This is a genomic window from Rhodanobacter sp. MP7CTX1 (assembly GCF_014205795.1).
In the GTDB taxonomy this organism is placed as follows: Bacteria; Pseudomonadota; Gammaproteobacteria; order Xanthomonadales; family Rhodanobacteraceae; genus Rhodanobacter.
The window spans coordinates 285,912-302,917 of the sequence record NZ_JACHCN010000001.1 but is presented as its reverse complement, the minus strand read 5'-3'; the positions used below and the strand labels follow the sequence as shown (position 1 = coordinate 302,917).

Sequence of the window (17,006 nt, the reverse complement as noted above, 5' to 3'; positions counted from 1 at the left end):
AAATGACATGACAAAGACCGTGCTTATTGTTGGCGCCGGCCCAGTGGGCCTGACTGCGGCTACCGAGCTAGCTCGCTATGGCATACCTGTGCGCATCGTGGATAAGGCGCCCCAACGGACAGATAAATCCAAGGCGTTGGTATTGTGGAGCCGAACCTTGGAGCTGCTTGATCGCGGCGGCGGCTCCGCTCCATTCGTTGACGCAGGGTTCAAAGTGCATGCGGTCAACGTAGTCGCCCGGGCCGGGGAGCTGATGGGGCGAGTCACGCTGGACTCGGTGGATGGCCCCTATCCTTACGCCTTGATGCTTCCCCAATCGGAAACCGAGCGCCTGCTTGAGGAGCGCTTACTCGCTCTTGGCGTCACCGTCGAGCGCAATGTGGAAGTGACCAGCCTCACCAATAGCGACACAAATGTGCAGGCCGTGCTGCGTCATCCTGATGCGTCGGAAGAGACTGTATCGGCTGACTGGTTGCTCGGTTGCGATGGAGCACATAGTCTCGTGCGCAGTACTGTTGGCACGGAGTTCGCTGGCGAGACGATGCTGAGCGACTGGATGTTGGCGGACATCCATATGAGTGGCTATCCCTATCCCGACACCGAGGTGGCCGTCTATTGGCATCGTGATGGCGTCTTTGTGATCTTTCCGATTTCGCCGGGCCGCTACCGTCTCATTGCCGACTTGCCGATGACATCCAGCGAGCGCCCACCGACTCCGACGATGGAAAAGGTGCAAGCGCTTGTGGATCAGCGCGGTCCAAAAGGGATGGTTGTATCCGATCCGATTTGGCTCGCAGGCTTCAGAATTAACGGCCGTAAGGTTTCGGACTATCGTTCAGGTCGAATGTTCCTCTTGGGCGATGCCGCGCATATCCACAGTCCAGCGGGCGGCCAGGGCATGAATACCGGCATGCAAGATGCTTTCAATCTGGCGTGGAAGCTCGCCATGGTGATCAAAGGCACATGCGGCGATAAAGTGCTGGACAGCTACAGCCCAGAGCGCAGCAAAGTGGGCGAACAGGTTCTCAAGGATGCAGGCAGGTTGACGGCCATGGGTGCGGCGAAGAATCCGCTGGCCCAATATGCCCGCAATATAGTGAGCCACTTCGTGTTGGGAATTGCCTCAGTCCGGGAAAAAATTGCAGACGGCATGGCAGAGGTCGCCATTGGCTATCCTGATAGCCCATTGAACGGCCCCGCACTTCGAGGCGCAAATGGCCCGAAACCAGGTGAACGCGTCATGCCTGTCAGCGGCCAATCATTCGTTGGAGCTGGCGATGCACCACGGTTTGCGCTTTTCGCGGAGCCAAGCCAGTCGGTTACCGATTTGCTACATAGGTACGACGTGCTGCTTGACCCTGAGTTGCGGTCGCCTTTGATCGCAGGCGGAATGACTCTGGTGCGCCCTGATGGTTATGTCGCTTGCTCAGGTAAAACCGCGGAAGACGTCGCCAACTATCTCAATGGACTCCGCTAGGCTAGCCGCAGCTTCTCCCTTAACCGTGAGGCAGTGATTCCAGCAGACGAAAACGGTGCCGATGACGCGCTTGATACTCGCGCCATCGAGCATCATTTTCGTTCATCTATATTCCCTGGTGTACGCTAGGCGGACATCACCTCGCTAGATTGCCGACAAGCGCGCGTCGCCTTGCCCGGCGCCTACGGGCATAAGCAATAAGGCGGTAAAGCTTGCGCAAAGCAGCTTCAATGATGAGCAGAACTATGAAGGCGACAAGAGCACCAGCTAGATAGAATGCGCCCACAAATAGTTGAAAAGGCCACGTTCGAGCATAGGGATCGATCGACGGCGGCCCGGCTAGAAATGCAACCGTGCGCAGGTAGTCCCAAGCCAGGAACGAAGCGAGCAGGATGCCGAGCTGTACCAAACATGCATTTGTGAATCCGTTCTTGCCGCGGAACATAAGCTCGTGATCCTTACTACCTAATATATGGACCCAAGGGTCCGGCTATACATCCCTGCTCACGTTCGGAAGGCCTGACGCAATGCCCTGATTGACCGGGAGCTTAGGCGGACGTCACCTCGCTAGATTGCCGACAAGCGCGCGTCCCGACAATACATGTCTGGACACCCTGACGGGCTCGCGGGCGAAAATTGTGGGGGACCCGTGTGCAATCCGTGGGGAGCGCGCCAATTCTCACTTTGCAAAAACGACTAAGGCCACTCTTTCGAATGGCCTTAGTCGTTGTTTCTACTAAATTTAACAGGTCGACGATTTAAGCTAAAATGTTAAATTTTCGTTATGGTGCCCAAGAGGGGACTCGAACCCCTACGACTTACGTCGCTACCACCTCAAGGTAGTGCGTCTACCAGTTCCGCCACCTGGGCAGGTGTGTTGCGTGTTGCTGTGTTGCGTATTGCTCAATTAGGTCCGGCTTAGTTCTTCTTGACCGGCTGTGCGGGCGGTACGGTGTTGGTTGCGGCTGGAACGGCCGTCGGCACTTCTGAAGCGGCCGGCGCGGCCGGCTTCGTGGTCTGGATCGCTGGCTTGGCGGTGAGGCCCGACATGACGCCGAGATCAGTGGCCTTGGCATGCGACTGACCGTTGGCGTGCAGATAGATGCCCATGCCGAGGCTCAGCAGGAAGAACAGCGAAGCCAGGATGCCGGTGGCACGGGTCAGGAACGTGGCTGAACCACGCGCACCGAACACCGTCGCCGAGGCGCCGCTGCCGAAGCCGGAGCCGGCATCGGCGCCCGCGCCGTTCTGCAGCAGGATCAGCACGATCATTGCTGCAGCGATCAGGATGTAAAACACGCTGAAAATGACGAACATGATTTTCTTTATGAGCCTGTGCGCTTAGTGCGCCGCGGCGCAGATTCCAAGGAAGTCGGATGCGGTCAGAGAGGCCCCACCGACCAGCCCTCCGTCCACGTCCGCCTGCGCGAACAATTCAGCGGCGTTGGCCGCTTTGACGCTACCGCCGTAAAGCAGTCGAGTCAGCCGGGCAATGATAACATCTTCTTTTTCCAGTTGGCTACGAATGAACGCATGGTGCTCTTGCACCAGCGACGGCGTGGCCATGAGGCCGGTACCGATTGCCCATATGGGTTCATAGGCGATCGCCGCCGTATCGAAGCTGGCAATGCCGTTCAGGTCCAACACGGCCTTTAGCTGACGTGCGATGACCGCCTCGGCCTCGCCCGCGTCATGCTGCGCCCGCGTCTCGCCCACACAGAGAATCGGGGTGAGGCCACCAGCCTTGGCGGCGGCAAACTTGCGGGCGACCAGCTCATCGCTCTCACCGTGATAGTGGCGGCGTTCGCAGTGGCCGACCAGTACCCAGCGCGCGCCGACATCCACCAGCATGGCGGCGGACACTTCGCCCGTATAGGCACCCTGCCCTTCGTGCTCGCTGACATCCTGCGCGCCGAAGCCCAGGCCGGAGTCGGCATGCTGCCGGACCAGCTCGGAAATGTAGGGAAACGGGGGAAACACGGCTACATCAATGGAGGCCGGTTTGGCGGCGGCAATCTCGTTCACCAGGGCCGTGGCCATGGAACGACTGCCGTGCATCTTCCAGTTGCCGGCGACAAATTTCTTGCGCATGGTCTGCTTCCGCTGCAATCAAAGCGCAAGCTTACCGATGGGTTGCGGCGTCGGCAAACGGCCCACTACTGGCGCCTGCGCGTCCGCCTGGTCAAGAATGGCCATCCGCCAACAGGAATGACCCATGTCGCCCACCCGTCCACTCAGTCTGATCACCGGTGCCTCGGCCGGCATTGGCGCCGCATTTGCGCGGCAGCTCGCCACGCTCGGCCACGATCTGGTGCTCACGGCGCGGCGGGTTGACCGACTGGAAGCGCTGGCCATTGAGTTGCGCGAACGGCATGGCGTGGCTGTGACAGTGCTGCCGAACGACCTCGCCGACCCCTGCGCACCGCAGGCTTTGTGCGATGCATTGCAGCAGCGCGATCTTCACGTGGACTGGCTGATCAACAATGCCGGCTACGGCGTGCCTGGCTCGTTCGTGGCGAATGACTGGAAAACCCATGCGGCGTTTCTGCAGGTGTTGCTGACGGCGCCGACCGAGCTGATCTGGCTGCTGCTGCCCGGCATGCGCAAACGCGGCTATGGGCGGATCATCAATGTGGCATCGCTGGCCGGGCATGTTCCGGGCCCGGCCGGACACACGCTGTATGCCGCGTCCAAGGCCTACATGATCAAGTTTTCGCAGTCGCTGGCGCTGGAGAACAGCGCGGTGGGGGTGAATGTCAGCGCCTTGTGCCCGGGTTTCACCTGGTCGGAGTTCCATGACGTCACCGGCACCCGCGACAAGATGGATCAGATGCCGGCCTTCATGTGGCTCACTGCGGAAGAAGTGGTGAACCAGGGTATTGCGGCGGTTGAACGTGGCCAGGCGGTGTATATCCCCGGCCGTGTCAATCGGACGATCAAGACGATTGTTCAGCTGATGCCGGATCGGTTGGCGATGTGGCTTTCGGCGCGGGAATCGAAGCGCTATCGGAATGCGGATGAGGGACAGGTTTCTGAATAGGTTGGGATGAGGGTTGGCGATGCCCAACGCTGTGGCTGCGGGAGTGTTGGGCATCGCTGGCGCTCACCCCAACCTACGTGTGCTCCGCCCCTGCCTGCAGGGGGAGGTTGGGAGGGGGTGGCTTTTGACGTTGAGGTCGAGAGCAAGAGCGACCCACCCCAGCCCTCCCCTGCATGCAGGGGAGGGAGCAGTGCCGGATCAGATCAGCTTGATCTCGCGCAGCCGCTGCATCAGGTATTCGTGGGAGGTGATTGAGGTGTCGTAGCGGCTCGGGTTGTCGGGCGTGATGCATTCGGGCACGGGGTCGAGCACGACGTCCGGATTCGGATGCAGGAAGTACGGCACTGAATAGCGTGGTTTGCGCGCGTTCGCGTTCTGCGGATTGACGACGCGGTGCGAGGTGGACGGGTACACGTGGTTGGTCAGCCGTTGCAACATGTCGCCGATGTTCACCACGATGGCGTCGCCTTCGGTGGTGATCGGCAGCCACTCGCCCTCGCTCAGTACTTCCAGGCCTTCGGCGCTCGCGCCGACCAGCAGGGTGATGAAGTTGATGTCCTCGTGTGCGCCGGCGCGCACGTTCGGGATGTTTTCCTGGGTGATCGGCGGGTAATGGATAGGCCGCAGGATGGAGTTGCCCTGATCCGTCTTGTCGTCGAAGTAGTGCTCGGGCAAGCCCACATGCAGGGCCAGCGCGCGCAGCACGCGCGTACCGAGCTGATCCAGCGCCTCGAACAGACCATAGCCGCAGGGCTTGAAGTCCGGTACTTCGCTGGGCCACAGGTTTGGCGGCATCACGTCGGCGAACTTCGAGTCGCGCGGAATCTCGCGACCGATGTGCCAGAACTCCTTGAGGTCCGCGAACTGGCTGTCCTTGGCGGTCTCCACCTTGAACGGCGTGTACCCGCGCGCACCCCCGCTGCCGGGCACGTGGTACTTCATCTTGGTTTCGGTGGGCAGCGCGAAGAAACGCTGGAACGCATCATAGGAACCGTCGATCAGTTCGCGCGGGATGCCATGACCACTGATGCAGCAAAAACCGAACTCGCGATACGCAGCGCCCAACTCGGCGACAAATGCGTCGCGGTCACTGTGGTAACGACGGATGTCTAGGGTAGGAACCTGTTTCACAATGCCTCAGCAGAATGTGTCTTGGCTGCCGATTTTACGACGTCGGCGAGCCAGCCTGCCAACTGCTGTACTTCTGCTGCGTCGGCCGCCTCGACGGTAACGCGCACCAGCGGCTCGGTACCGGAGGCCCGCAACACAACCCGGCCACGACCCTGCAAAACTCGCTCCACCTCGGCCAGCGCCTGTTGTACCTCGGTGCCGGACAGCGCTTCGCGGGCGCCGTTGGCGCGCACGTTCAACATGACTTGCGGCAGTTTTTTCAGACCTTTGCGCGCAGCGGCCAGGTCCTGCCCGGACAAGGCCAACGCCTCCAGTACGGCGAGCGCAGCCACAATGCCGTCGCCGGTGGTGGCGCGATCCAGGCACAGTATGTGGCCCGAGGTCTCGCCACCCAGGATGCCGCCATGCTCCCTGAGCAGCTGCATCACATAGCGATCGCCTACATTGGCGCGCACCAGGGGCACGCCCAATTCCGCCAATGCCAGTTGCAGGCCATAGTTGCTCATCAAGGTGCCGACTACCGGTTGCTTGAGCAGTCCTTGCGCGAGCAGGTTGCGGGCCAGCACGTAGAGGATGTCATCACCGTCGGCGACCGCGCCATTGTGGTCGACCAGCATCAGCCGGTCGCCATCGCCATCGAACGCCATACCGATGTCGGCAGCATGCGCCAGTACGGCATCCTGCAGCGCCTGCGGATGCGTCGAGCCGACATTGCTATTGATATTGAAACCGTCCGGCTTGTCGCCGATGGCGATCACCTCGGCACCCAGCTCGGAGAACACCTTGGGGGCGACCTGGTAGGTCGCGCCGTGCGCGCAATCGAGCACGATCTTGAGGCCGCGCAGGGTGAAGTCTTCCGGGACGGTGGCTTTGCAGAACTCGGCGTAACGCGCCACCGCGTCACCGATGCGAGTGGCCTTGCCCAGTTCTTCGGACGGCACCGTGACAAAGTCCGCGTCCACTTCCAGCTCGATCGCGAGCTCGACCGCATCCAGGAGCTTTTCGCCGTTCGCGGAAAAGAACTTGATGCCGTTGTCCTGGTGCGGGTTGTGCGACGCGCTGATCACGATGCCGGCGCTGGCGCGCATCGAGCGGGTCAAAAACGCGACCGCTGGCGTCGGCATCGGGCCGAGCAAGCCGACGTCGGCGCCCGCGGCGACCAGGCCAGCTTCCAGCGCGGATTCGAACATGTAGCCGGAGACGCGGGTGTCCTTGCCGATCAGCACCAGTGGGCGATCATTGCCAGCGCGAGCGAGCACGCTGCCCACGGCACGCCCCAGTCGCAACATGAAATCCGCGCTGATCGGCCATTCACCGACTGGGCCACGAATGCCGTCTGTGCCGAAATATTTTCGTTGAGTCATGGCGTCTTGCATTCCCGAAGGGGTTTTCTTGTTGTTGCGGCGGCAGCATAGCGCCACCTCGAATAACCTGTTAACCCGTCGTCATCCCTGCATTGGCAGGGAACCCCAGCTCGTCATCCCTGCGAAGACGGGGACCCAGTGCTTCAAGTTCTTGAAGATCAATGGCGCTGGGTTGACCAGCTTCGCTGTTGAAAAGCGCCTCTGCCTTCGCAGGAATGACGGGCAGCGGCTTTCGAGGCGCACTAAAGAGTTCAATCGTCGTCTGGCCAGCGTGGTGTGGCGGTTTTTTCGTTGCGCTTTGGCACCACGTCGACGGCATGCACGGCCTGCCATACGGCCAGCGCGTCCACCGTAGCGGCCACGTCATGTACGCGCACCATGCGTGCACCGCGCTGAACGGCGATCAGCGCTGCGGCCGCCGAACCTGCGGCGCGTGCGGCCGGGTCGGACTTGCCGGTCAGTGTGCCGATCATCGACTTGCGCGACAGGCCGGCATACACGCCGCTGCCCAAGTTGCTGAAACGATCCAGCCCAGACAGCAGTGCCAGGTTGTGTTCCAGCGTTTTGCCGAAGCCGAAGCCGGGATCGAGCATCACCTTGCGCCGATCCATGCCAGCCATCTCGCAGGCGAACAGCCTGTCCGTCAGAAAGCGATGCACTTCGCCGACCACATCGTCGTACTGGGGATCGACCTGCATGCTGCGCGGCTCGCCCTGCATGTGCACCAGGCACACCGGCACGCCCAGTTCGGCGGCGGCGTCCAATGCGCCGTCGTGGCGCAACGCCCAGACGTCATTGATCATGCCGGCGCCAGCGGCCACCGCAGCGCGCATCACTTGCGGCTTGGATGTGTCGATGGCGATCGGCAGCGTCGTGCGTGCGATCAACTGCTCGATGACGGGCAGCACGCGGCGCAATTCCTCTTCGACCGATACATCGGCCGCACCGGGGCGGGTGGATTCGCCGCCGACATCGAGCATGTCGGCGCCCTCCTCCGCCATGCGCAAACCGTGCGCCACCGCCGCTTCCACGCTGTCGTGATGACCATCGGCGGAGAACGAATCCGGGGTGAGATTGAGGATCCCCACGACGCGTGGACGGTCAAGCCGCAGCGGGCGCCCGGCGCAGTTCAGTACCGTCGCAAACAGATCGATCGACATACTCAAACCCTCAATGACTCGACACCGGACTCACTCGAAACCTGAGGGTTGCGGCATTTCACGCAACCCATGAGGGCAACCTCATACCTCGATGCCACCGCCGCCAAGCTCACCCATGTAGCGACGGTAGTAGCGCAGCTCCTCGATCGAGTCGCGGATGTCCGATAGCGCGGTATGTGCGGATTCCTTGCCGAAATTCTTCGCAATGTTTGGTGCCCAGCGCCGGGCCAGCTCCTTGAGCGTGGACACATCGAGGTTGCGGTAATGGAAATAACGTTCCAGTCGCGGCATCTGCCGATACATGAAACGCCGATCCTGGCAGATCGAATTGCCGCACATCGGCGACTTGCCCGGTGCCACCCACGCACGCAGAAACTCGACGGTGGCCTGCTCAGCCATGCCGTGATCGGTTTCCGAAATCAGCACCTGTCGCCACAAACCGGACTTGTGGTGCTGGTTGCTATTCCAGCTGTCCATCGACTCAAGGCGGTCGATTTCGTGGCGGATTGCGAATACCGGGCCCTCGGCCAGCACGTTCAGGTGCTTGTCGGTGACGACCGTGGCGATCTCCAGGATCGAGTCGTTATCAGTATCTAGGCCGGTCATCTCCAGATCGATCCAGATCAGGTTGTCATCGTTGGCTTGGCTCATGGACACTCCTTGGGTACCCAAGTTTATCAGTCTTGCCGGGAATGCCCATGTGAGTGCGGGTTTTGGCCATGCGATGATGGGGAGCCTGTCCCAATGACTCCCGCATGCAGACCTTCTTCTGGCACGATTACGAGACCCTCGGCACCGACCCGCGACGCGACCGGCCCGTGCAGTTTGCCGGCATTCGCACCACGCTGGAGCTGGAAATCATCGGGGAGCCGGTGATGTTCTACGGCAAGCCGCCGCTGGAAATGCCGCCGCAGCCCGATGCCTGCATGGTTACCGGCATCACCCCGCAACTGGCCGAACGTGAAGGCGTCATTGAAGCCGAGTTTGCGGCCCGTGTGCATGAACAGCTGGCCGAACCAGGCACCTGTGGTGTCGGCTACAACTCGTTACGCTTTGACGACGAGTTCACACGGCAGATGCTGTACCGCAACTTCTACGAGCCGTACGGTCGGGAGTGGGAAAACGGCAATTCGCGCTGGGACCTGATCGACCTGGTGCGCATGTGCCAGGCCCTGCGGCCCGAAGGCATCGTCTGGCCGACCCGTGAGGACGGCCTGCCCAGCTTCAAACTGGAGCATCTGGCCAGCGCCAACCAGCTCAAGCAGGAGCGCGCCCACGATGCCTTGTCCGATGTCTATGCGCTGATCGACCTGGCCGGGCTGATCCGCGTGCGCCAGCCGCGGCTGTGGGACTGGTATTACAACTTGCGCCGCAAGCAGAAGGTGTTCGAGCTGCTCGACGTGGTGAACATGACGCCGATGGTGCATGTGTCCTCGCGCTATCCGGCCAGTCGCCATTGCCTGGCCGTGATCGCCCCGCTGGCTGCGCACCCCAGCCGTGCGGGCGAAGTGATCGTGTATGACCTGGCCAGCGACCCCTCCGAGTGGTTGGCACTGGACGAAGACGACATCGCCGACCGCATTTTCACGACGCGTGCCGATTTGCCCGAAGGGGTCGAACGCATCCCGTTACGCACCGTGCGAGCCAACCATGCGCCGGCGCTGGCACCGTTGTCGGTGCTGCAGGGTGCGGATCTGAATCGGCTGCAGGTGGATCTGGATCGCTGCGTGGCCCATCGCGATGTCCTGCATGCGGTGGAGGGACTGGCGGAAAAACTGCGGCGCGTGTTTCAGCGCGCGGGCGAACTGCCGCCGCCGGAGGACCCCGAGTTGGCGCTGTATGGCGGCGGCTTCCTGCCCGATGCCGACAAGAAGCTGCTGGCCCAGGTGCGTGCCACGCCGCCGGCCGCGTTGGGCCAGCGTACGTTTCCGTTTCGCGACCCGCGGTATCCGGAGCTGTTGTTCCGCTACCGCGCACGCAACTGGCTGGATTCGCTGGATGCCGAAGAGCGCGAGCGCTGGGGTGCGTTTTGTCGGGATAGGTTGACCCGGCCAACGGCGCTCACCAGCCTTACCCTTGACGACTACTTTGCGCGCCTCACCGAGCTGCGCAGCGACCCACTCGCGCAAGGCAAGCAGGCCCTGCTCGACCAACTGCAGTCCTGGGGGGAAGAGCTGGCCAACAACCTTGATATCCACTCGTAGGTTGGGATGAGCGCTCGGCGAACCCCAACAGTGCGTCGACGACCATGTTGGGCATCGCTGTGCTCACCCCAACCTACATTCGACGCTGACCCACACCCCGTAGGTTGGGGTGAGCGCAGCGATGCCCAACATGCCGCCGACCGCCAAGTTGTGCTTCGGGCAGCTCCTGCGGCCTGCCTTCGGCCCATTCGCTATGCGAATGTTCGCTTCGACATCCAGCCTTCGCAGGCTCACTCCCATCTTCGCCTACTTCGAGATCCGATCTGTCATGTCAAAAGCCTATTTCTCGCCCGCCACGTTCCGCTTCCTGCGTGCGCTTGATCGCAACAACAGCCGCGAGTGGTTTGCCGAGCACAAGGATGATTACGAGCGCCGCGTGCGCGAACCGTTCCTTGAATTGATCACCGACATGCAGGCTCCGCTGACGAAGATCAGCCCGCACTACCGTGCCGATGCGCGCAAGAACGGTGGCTCGCTGTTTCGCATTTATCGCGACACGCGCTTCTCCAACAACAAGCTGCCGTACAAGCCGTGGCAGGGCTCACGCTTCTTCCATGAGCGGCGGCATGAAATCCCGGCACCGTCCTTTTACGTGCATATCCAACCCGGCGACTGCTTTGCCGGCGGTGGCATGTGGCATCCGGAGCCGGATGCGTTGAAGCATATTCGTGGCTTCATCTCCGACAACCCGGCCGCCTGGAAGCGCGCCACGCAGAGCAAAGCATTCCGCGAGCACCTCACGTTCTGGGGCGAATCGCTGAGCCGTCCGCCGCGGGGCTTCGACCCCGCGCATGAGCTGATCGAGGATATCAAGCGCAAGGATTTCGCGGTCGGCGAAAACTTCGATGAGGCACTCGCCTGCTCGACTGAACTGCTGCCGTGGGTCGTGGCAACGTTCAAGCGTGCCTCACCACTGGTCGACTATCTGTGTGCGGCACAGGAGCTGGAGTTCTAGTCCTCACTCCAGACAAGCGTCATTGCCTGGAGCGGCGCATCGACCAGATCGCGGCACCGATCCCGATCAACGCCGTCATCGCCACATAGTGCGCTGGTGCCAGTACGCCAAAGCGCTGCACCAGCAATCCGATCAGCGGCGGCGTGAGGCCGCCGAACAGCGCATAGGCGATGTTGTACGAGAACGATAGCCCGGAGAATCGTACCGCTGGCGGGAACGCGACCACCATCAGCGCCGGCACCACCCCGACCACGCCGACACTGAAGCCAGCCAACGCATACAACGCGACGAAATGCGCGGCGCCGGCTTGCAGGTCCAGATACAGCGCATAGCTGCCGAGCAGCAGCCCGATCGCGCCAAGCAGCAGCGTGCGCGCATAGCCGAGGCGATCAGCCAGCCAGCCGTAAAACAGACAACCCAGCCCCAGCGCGAACGAGGCCACGCTGTTACCGAGGAACGCCCGCGTCGGCTCGATGTGGAAGTCCAACTGCACCCGTGATGGCGTCAACAGGATGATCACCACGATCGCGGCCGTGAGCATCCAGGTCACCGACATCGACAGCAGCACGCTGGGCAAATGCCGCTGCAGCACCTGTTTCAAAGGCAATCCGGAAACCAGTTCGCGACGCGCATGCATCGCTTCGAACACCGGTGTTTCGCTAAGCCAGCGGCGCAGCCAAACCGCGAAAAAGCCGAAGACACCGCCAACCAGGAACGGCAGCCGCCAACCCCAGGCGAGCACCTCGGCCGGAGCAAGTCCGCGGTTGATGGCGGCAGCCACCAGCGAGCCAATCAAGATGCCCACGGTGAGCCCGGAGGTAAGGCTGGCGCAGGCAAAGCCAATCCGCTGCGGCGGCACGTGTTCGGCCACGAACACCCATGCACCCGGCACTTCGCCACCTACCGCGATGCCCTGCACGATCCGCAATAGCAGCAACAGCAATGGCGCGAGCATGCCGATCTGCGCGTACACCGGCAGCAGGCCGATGCCCAGCGTGGGCAGCGCCATCAGGAACACGCTGAGGGTGAACATCTTCTTGCGCCCCAGCGTGTCGCCGTAGTGCGCCATCACCACGCCACCGAGCGGGCGCGCCAGGTAACCGGCCGCGAAAATGCCATACAACTGCAGCTGCCCCAGCCAGGTGGGAGTGTCCTTGGGAAAGAACAGATGGCCCAGCGGGATCGTGAAGAATACAAACACCACGAAGTCGTAGAACTCCAGCGCCCCGCCGAGCGCGGCAAGCGCCAACGTGCGCACATCGCGGCGGTCCAGCGCTCGCTCGGACAAGCGGGAGTTTGAGAGTTCAGTAGCGGCAAGAGTCATCGAACGAACCTGTCCAGGCGCAGCCAAGTGGCCCGGCAACATAACACCAGCAGCGCCGCGCCCTCAAAGGCCCGTGCGGTTCACTTCGTGCAGGATTGGGCAAGTCAGGAAAATGGCGTATCGTTTCGACCAGCCAGGCTCTGGATGTCGGCACTGCATTGACGCGCGCCGTGGGAGCTGCAAAGTCTTTATCAACACAAGGAGAGTAGTAGATGAGCATGAGCAAGCGGTTGGCTGCCGAATTTTTCGGCACGTTCTGGCTGGTCACGGGAGGCTGCGGCAGCGCGGTGCTGGCGGCGGCGTTCCCGGATCTTGGTATCGGCTTTGCGGGCGTGGCGCTGGCCTTCGGCCTCACCGTGGTGACGATGGTGTATGCGGTAGGCCACATTTCCGGTGGCCACTTCAACCCGGCTGTGACCGTGGGTCTGTGTGCCGGCGGCCGCTTCCCGGCAAGGGATGTGATTCCGTACGTCGTGGTGCAGGTGGTCGGCGCGATCGCGGCGGCGGCCGTCTTGTATGTCATTGCCAGCGGCAAGGCCGGCTTCGACGCCAGTGCCAGCGGCTTCGCCTCGAACGGGTTTGGCGCGCATTCGCCGGGCGGCTACTCGATGCATGCCGCGATCGTGTGCGAACTGGTGATGACCGCGTTCTTCCTGATCGTGATCCATGGCGCCACCGACAAGCGTGCACCGGCCGGTTTCGCGGGCATTGCGATCGGTCTCACGCTGACCCTGATCCACCTGATCAGCATCCCGGTCACCAACACTTCGGTAAACCCGGCACGCTCCACTGGCGTGGCGCTGTTTCAGGGCGGTTGGGCGATCGAACAACTATGGTTGTTCTGGCTGGTGCCGTTGATCGGTGGTGCGATCGGCGGGCTGATTTACCGCCATCTGCTGGAAACGCGCGACTGATGAAACAAAGCCCCGCCGAATGGCGGGGCCTTGTTTCACGCTTCGGAAAACGGAAACGCCAGCACGTCGGCGATCGCGTCGGTGTCACTCAGGCACATCAGCAGACGCTCCACGCCCATGGCCACGCCCGCACAATCAGGCATCGCATCGAGCACGGCGAGCAAGGCTTCGTCGATCGGAATTTCACGCTGTCCCCGCGCACGGCGCACCGCATTGTCGCGCTCGAACCGCTCACGCTGCTCCGCCGCATCGTTCAACTCGTGATAGCCGTTGGCCAGCTCATACGGCCCCAGATACAACTCGAAGCGTTCGGCCAAGGGGGTTTCACCGGGACGGATCTTCGCCAGCGCGCACTGGCTGGCGGGGTAGTCGTGGATCACCGTAATGCGATTGCGCGGAAACGCGGGTTGCAGCCGGTGAGTGATCAGCAGGTCCAACCAGTCATCGCGGGTCAGCCCGGCCGGATCGATGTTCTGATCGACCAACAGCGCCTGCAAGTCGTCGATTGGCGCATGCAGCGGATCGATGCCGAGCTCGTCCAGAAAAAACTGTCGGTAGTTCTCGATCAGCACTTCGGCCCGGCGTCCCTGCATCGCCAGCGCGGACTCCACCAGTGTGATGGCGTCCTCCATCAGTCGGCGGTGATCCCAGCCGACGCGATACCATTCCAGCATGCTGAATTCGGGATTGTGCCGCCCCCCGGCCTCTCCATTGCGGAACACACGGCCCAGCTCGTAGCAGTCGCCGATACCAGCAGCCAGCAGGCGCTTGAGTGGATATTCCGGCGATGTGCGCAGCCAACGCTCGCGCGCGCCGGCATCGACGTGACCATGGAACAAGGTATGGAAACTTTCGATGTTCGGGTCGGTATTGCCGCTGGCCGAGAGCATCGGCGTCTCCACTTCCAGTACGTGACGCTCGGCGAAGAATGTGCGGATCAAGGTGTAGACCCACGCGCGCAACTGCAGCGATGCAAGCAACGTCGGCATCACGACGCTCCTTCGTGTTCGGCCAACAGTGCCAGCAGACGTGCTTCGTCCCACACTTCCACGCCAAGCTCCTGTGCCTTGTCGAGCTTGGAGCCGGCGGCTTCGCCGGCGACCACGAAGCTGGTCTTCTTCGACACCGAGCCAGACACCTTGGCACCGAGCGCTTCCAACCGCTCTTTTGCATCCTCACGACTGAGTGTCGACAACGTGCCCGTAAGCACGATCGTCTGCCCTTCCAAAGGTGCTGCGGTGACCTGCGCAGCGTGCGGAATGGCCGACAGCAGGCGCTGCATCGCCGCTTCGGCCTCATGCAGTGGGACAAGGTTCGCTTCGTCAGCAAGAAACGTCTGCAGGTTCGTCGCGGCAGCCGACGGCAGACCCGCGACAACCCAGTGGGTAGCGCCGGCGGCGATCAGTTTCGCCAGCGTGGGATAGTGTTCGGCAAGCAGCCGCGTACTCTTCGGGCCGAGCTTGCTGATCTTCACCATGTCCAGCAGCACGGCCAGATCCAGTCGCCCGCGCAACTTCGGTGATGGCGGCGCCTCGTCGCTGAAAACAATGCCGGTCGCAAGCAGCGCATCGACTACCCGCTGGTTGCCTTGCTGCGCAAAGAACGCGGCGATGGACGTGGCCACTTCGTCGCCGATATCGGGCAACACGCGCAATACCGGCGCCGGCGTGCTGCGCACAAAGTCGAGCCGGCCAAGCCATGCCGCCAACGTCTTCGCCGTGCTTTCACCGATATGCATGATGCCTAACGCAAACAGGAAGCGCGCCAGCGTCGTGTGCTTGCTGGCTGCAATGCCGTCGACCAGGTTTTCCGCCCATTTGGTGGCGATTTTGCCGGCCTTCACGGTTTCCGGAATGGTGCCGTCGCGCTCGTCGAAAGCTTGTTTCATCGCCACGAAACGCTCGACGGTAAGTCCGTAGAGATCGGCCGGCGTGTGAACGATGTCCGACTCGACCAGTGCTTCGGCAAAGCGCTCGCCGAGGCCTTCAATGTCCATCGCACGACGCGACGCGAAATGGATCAACGCCTCCTTGCGCTGAGCCGCGCATATCAGGCCACCAGAACAACGCCAGGCGGCGGCACCCTCTTCGCGCACCAGTGCAGAGCCACAAACCGGACAGACTGTCGGCATCTGCCAAGGATGAGTACCGGCCGGGCGACGCTCTTCGACCACCCGCACCACTTCCGGAATCACGTCGCCGGCCCGGCGCACGATCACGGTGTCACCGATGCGCACATCCAGCCGTGCAATCTGGTCGGCGTTGTGCAACGTCGCATAGGTGACCGTAACTCCGGCCACCTGCACCGGTTCCATCCGCGCACGTGGCGTCACTGCACCGGTGCGGCCGATCTGCACTTCGATATCGAGCAGTCGCGTCATCTCTTCCTGGGCCGGAAACTTGTGCGCGATCGCCCAGCGCGGCGCTCGCGAAACGAAGCCCATCTCGCGTTGACCGGCGTAGTCATCCAGCTTGTAGACCACGCCATCGATGTCGTACGGCAGCGAGTCGCGTTTCGCGCCTATGCGGCGGAAGTAGGCGAGCAGTCCATCGAATCCACGTGCTGTGCCCACTTCCGGTGACACCGGAAAGCCCCACTCGCGCAATTGCTGCAAGGTCTTGGAATGTGTCGGTGGCAGCTCGGCGCCTTCGACCACGCCCACCGCATAGGCAAAGAAGCTCAACCGACGTTTCGCCGTAATCGCCGGGTCGAGCTGGCGCAACGATCCGGCCGCGCCATTGCGCGGATTGGCCAGCGGCTTCTCGCCATGCTCGCGGGCGTACTCGTTGAACGTTTCGAAATCCTTGCGCAGCATGATCACCTCGCCGCGCACTTCCAGCACGGCTGGCCAGCCTTCACCGCGCAGGCGCAGCGGAATGGCGCGCACGGTACGCAGATTCGCCGTGACGTCTTCACCGGTTTCGCCGTCGCCACGTGTCGCGCCCTGCACGAACACGCCGTGTTCATAACGCAAGCTGATCGCCAGACCGTCGAGTTTGGGTTCCACCGAAAACACGGGCTCGCGTCGATCCAGCGTCTGCTCGATCCGCCGTTCAAACTCGGCGACCTCGCGGAAGCGGGTGCGATCGTCATCAGGCTGGCCTTCCTCAAGCGGTTGCTCGAACGCGTTGCCCAGCGACAGCATCGGAATCGCATGCCGCACTTCGGCAAAACCGCCGCGTGCCCGCGCACCTACCTTGCGCGTCGGCGAATCGTCCGAGGCCAGAGCCGGATGCTCGGCTTCCAGCGCTTCGAGCTCGCGCATCAGGCGATCGTAAGCGGCGTCGGTGATCTGTGGATCGTCGAGCACGTGATAACGGTGGTTGGCCTGCTCGATCTGTGTCCGCAGCGTGGTGATGCGGGCAACGACCCCGGCGGGGGCTGGGCGTTCGGTCATGCGGATCTCCTTCCTCCCCACAGTTTAGCGATACCCGCAA

General features: G+C 62.3%; 15 protein-coding genes and 1 tRNA gene. 5 read left to right on the top strand and 11 right to left on the bottom strand.

Features of this window, described 5'->3' with window-relative positions; translation table 11 throughout:
• Nucleotides 1-7: 7 nt before the first annotated feature.
• Nucleotides 8-1,477, top strand: a complete 1,470-nt coding sequence (locus HDE77_RS01475) for an FAD-dependent monooxygenase (RefSeq protein ID WP_184415367.1) — start codon at nt 8-10, stop codon at nt 1,475-1,477.
• 136 nt (nt 1,478-1,613) lie between these two features.
• Here HDE77_RS01475 and HDE77_RS01470 read toward each other — a convergent pair whose 3' ends face one another.
• The 4 genes from HDE77_RS01470 to tpiA all read right to left on the bottom strand — a co-directional run bounded on the left by HDE77_RS01470 (nt 1,614) and on the right by tpiA (nt 3,568).
• A complete protein-coding gene (locus tag HDE77_RS01470; RefSeq protein ID WP_184415366.1) occupies nt 1,614-1,922 on the bottom strand; it encodes a hypothetical protein in 309 nt (102 codons plus the stop codon).
• Between the two features lie 340 nt (nt 1,923-2,262).
• Nucleotides 2,263-2,347: transfer RNA gene (locus HDE77_RS01465), tRNA-Leu, on the bottom strand.
• A gap of 48 nt (nt 2,348-2,395) precedes the next feature.
• Entirely contained in the window at nt 2,396-2,794 is a 399-nt protein-coding gene (gene secG / locus HDE77_RS01460) for a preprotein translocase subunit SecG (RefSeq protein ID WP_184415365.1), read from the bottom strand.
• A gap of 24 nt (nt 2,795-2,818) precedes the next feature.
• Nucleotides 2,819-3,568: a triose-phosphate isomerase gene (tpiA, locus tag HDE77_RS01455; RefSeq protein ID WP_184415364.1), complete on the bottom strand. Its 750-nt coding sequence runs from the start codon at nt 3,566-3,568 to the stop codon at nt 2,819-2,821.
• Nucleotides 3,569-3,692: 124 nt separating this feature from the next.
• Here tpiA and HDE77_RS01450 point away from each other — a divergent pair, with 124 nt between their 5' ends.
• Complete coding sequence (locus tag HDE77_RS01450; protein WP_184415363.1) at nt 3,693-4,517, top strand: SDR family oxidoreductase; 825 nt, start codon at nt 3,693-3,695, stop codon at nt 4,515-4,517.
• A gap of 198 nt (nt 4,518-4,715) precedes the next feature.
• Here the strand turns inward: HDE77_RS01450 and HDE77_RS01445 are convergent, their stop codons facing one another.
• The 4 genes from HDE77_RS01445 to orn form a co-directional block, all read right to left on the bottom strand.
• Entirely contained in the window at nt 4,716-5,648 is a 933-nt protein-coding gene (locus HDE77_RS01445) for an isopenicillin N synthase family oxygenase (protein ID WP_184415362.1), read from the bottom strand.
• Nucleotides 5,645-7,012 carry a phosphoglucosamine mutase gene (gene glmM / locus HDE77_RS01440; protein WP_184415361.1) on the bottom strand — a complete coding sequence of 456 codons (1,368 nt, stop codon included), beginning with the start codon at nt 7,010-7,012 and terminating at the stop codon, nt 5,645-5,647. Before glmM ends, HDE77_RS01445 begins: the two co-directional genes overlap by 4 nt.
• 251 nt (nt 7,013-7,263) lie before the next feature.
• Complete coding sequence (folP, locus tag HDE77_RS01435) at nt 7,264-8,172, bottom strand: dihydropteroate synthase (protein ID WP_184415360.1); 909 nt, start codon at nt 8,170-8,172, stop codon at nt 7,264-7,266.
• Nucleotides 8,173-8,253: 81 nt separating this feature from the next.
• Nucleotides 8,254-8,823, bottom strand: a complete 570-nt coding sequence (gene orn / locus HDE77_RS01430) for an oligoribonuclease (protein ID WP_184415359.1) — start codon at nt 8,821-8,823, stop codon at nt 8,254-8,256.
• A gap of 104 nt (nt 8,824-8,927) precedes the next feature.
• Between orn and sbcB the strand changes: the two genes are divergently transcribed.
• On the top strand, nt 8,928-10,376 hold the full coding sequence (gene sbcB / locus HDE77_RS01425; protein WP_184415358.1) for an exodeoxyribonuclease I: 1,449 nt from the start codon (nt 8,928-8,930) through the stop codon (nt 10,374-10,376).
• Nucleotides 10,377-10,644: 268 nt separating this feature from the next.
• Nucleotides 10,645-11,331 carry a DUF2461 domain-containing protein gene (locus HDE77_RS01420; RefSeq protein WP_184415357.1) on the top strand — a complete coding sequence of 229 codons (687 nt, stop codon included), beginning with the start codon at nt 10,645-10,647 and terminating at the stop codon, nt 11,329-11,331.
• A gap of 19 nt (nt 11,332-11,350) precedes the next feature.
• Here the strand turns inward: HDE77_RS01420 and HDE77_RS01415 are convergent, their stop codons facing one another.
• Nucleotides 11,351-12,655, bottom strand: a complete 1,305-nt coding sequence (locus tag HDE77_RS01415; protein ID WP_184415356.1) for an MFS transporter — start codon at nt 12,653-12,655, stop codon at nt 11,351-11,353.
• 212 nt (nt 12,656-12,867) lie between these two features.
• On the opposite strand from HDE77_RS01415, the gene aqpZ reads away from it, so the two are divergent.
• Nucleotides 12,868-13,569, top strand: a complete 702-nt coding sequence (aqpZ, locus tag HDE77_RS01410) for an aquaporin Z (RefSeq protein WP_255482474.1) — start codon at nt 12,868-12,870, stop codon at nt 13,567-13,569.
• A 35-nt stretch (nt 13,570-13,604) separates the two neighbouring features.
• Here the strand turns inward: aqpZ and epmA are convergent, their stop codons facing one another.
• Nucleotides 13,605-14,558 carry an EF-P lysine aminoacylase EpmA gene (epmA, locus tag HDE77_RS01405; RefSeq protein ID WP_184415355.1) on the bottom strand — a complete coding sequence of 318 codons (954 nt, stop codon included), beginning with the start codon at nt 14,556-14,558 and terminating at the stop codon, nt 13,605-13,607.
• Nucleotides 14,558-16,966, bottom strand: a complete 2,409-nt coding sequence (ligA, locus tag HDE77_RS01400; RefSeq protein ID WP_184415354.1) for an NAD-dependent DNA ligase LigA — start codon at nt 16,964-16,966, stop codon at nt 14,558-14,560. The genes epmA and ligA overlap by 1 nt, the downstream gene beginning before the upstream one ends.
• Nucleotides 16,967-17,006: the final 40 nt, after the last annotated feature.

What these genes read in the sequence shown, in the direction of transcription:
- HDE77_RS01475 (WP_184415367.1), top strand. Translation starts at nt 8, where the DNA reads ATGACAAAGACCGTGCTTATTGTTGGCGCCGGCCCAGTGGGCCTGACT.
- HDE77_RS01470 (WP_184415366.1), bottom strand. Translation starts at nt 1,922, where the DNA reads ATGTTCCGCGGCAAGAACGGATTCACAAATGCATGTTTGGTACAGCTC.
- secG (WP_184415365.1), bottom strand. Translation starts at nt 2,794, where the DNA reads ATGTTCGTCATTTTCAGCGTGTTTTACATCCTGATCGCTGCAGCAATG.
- tpiA (WP_184415364.1), bottom strand. Translation starts at nt 3,568, where the DNA reads ATGCGCAAGAAATTTGTCGCCGGCAACTGGAAGATGCACGGCAGTCGT.
- HDE77_RS01450 (WP_184415363.1), top strand. Translation starts at nt 3,693, where the DNA reads ATGTCGCCCACCCGTCCACTCAGTCTGATCACCGGTGCCTCGGCCGGC.
- glmM (WP_184415361.1), bottom strand. Translation starts at nt 7,012, where the DNA reads ATGACTCAACGAAAATATTTCGGCACAGACGGCATTCGTGGCCCAGTC.
- folP (WP_184415360.1), bottom strand. Translation starts at nt 8,172, where the DNA reads ATGTCGATCGATCTGTTTGCGACGGTACTGAACTGCGCCGGGCGCCCG.
- orn (WP_184415359.1), bottom strand. Translation starts at nt 8,823, where the DNA reads ATGAGCCAAGCCAACGATGACAACCTGATCTGGATCGATCTGGAGATG.
- sbcB (WP_184415358.1), top strand. Translation starts at nt 8,928, where the DNA reads ATGCAGACCTTCTTCTGGCACGATTACGAGACCCTCGGCACCGACCCG.
- HDE77_RS01420 (WP_184415357.1), top strand. Translation starts at nt 10,645, where the DNA reads ATGTCAAAAGCCTATTTCTCGCCCGCCACGTTCCGCTTCCTGCGTGCG.
- HDE77_RS01415 (WP_184415356.1), bottom strand. Translation starts at nt 12,655, where the DNA reads ATGACTCTTGCCGCTACTGAACTCTCAAACTCCCGCTTGTCCGAGCGA.
- aqpZ (WP_255482474.1), top strand. Translation starts at nt 12,868, where the DNA reads ATGAGCATGAGCAAGCGGTTGGCTGCCGAATTTTTCGGCACGTTCTGG.
- epmA (WP_184415355.1), bottom strand. Translation starts at nt 14,558, where the DNA reads ATGCCGACGTTGCTTGCATCGCTGCAGTTGCGCGCGTGGGTCTACACC.
- ligA (WP_184415354.1), bottom strand. Translation starts at nt 16,966, where the DNA reads ATGACCGAACGCCCAGCCCCCGCCGGGGTCGTTGCCCGCATCACCACG.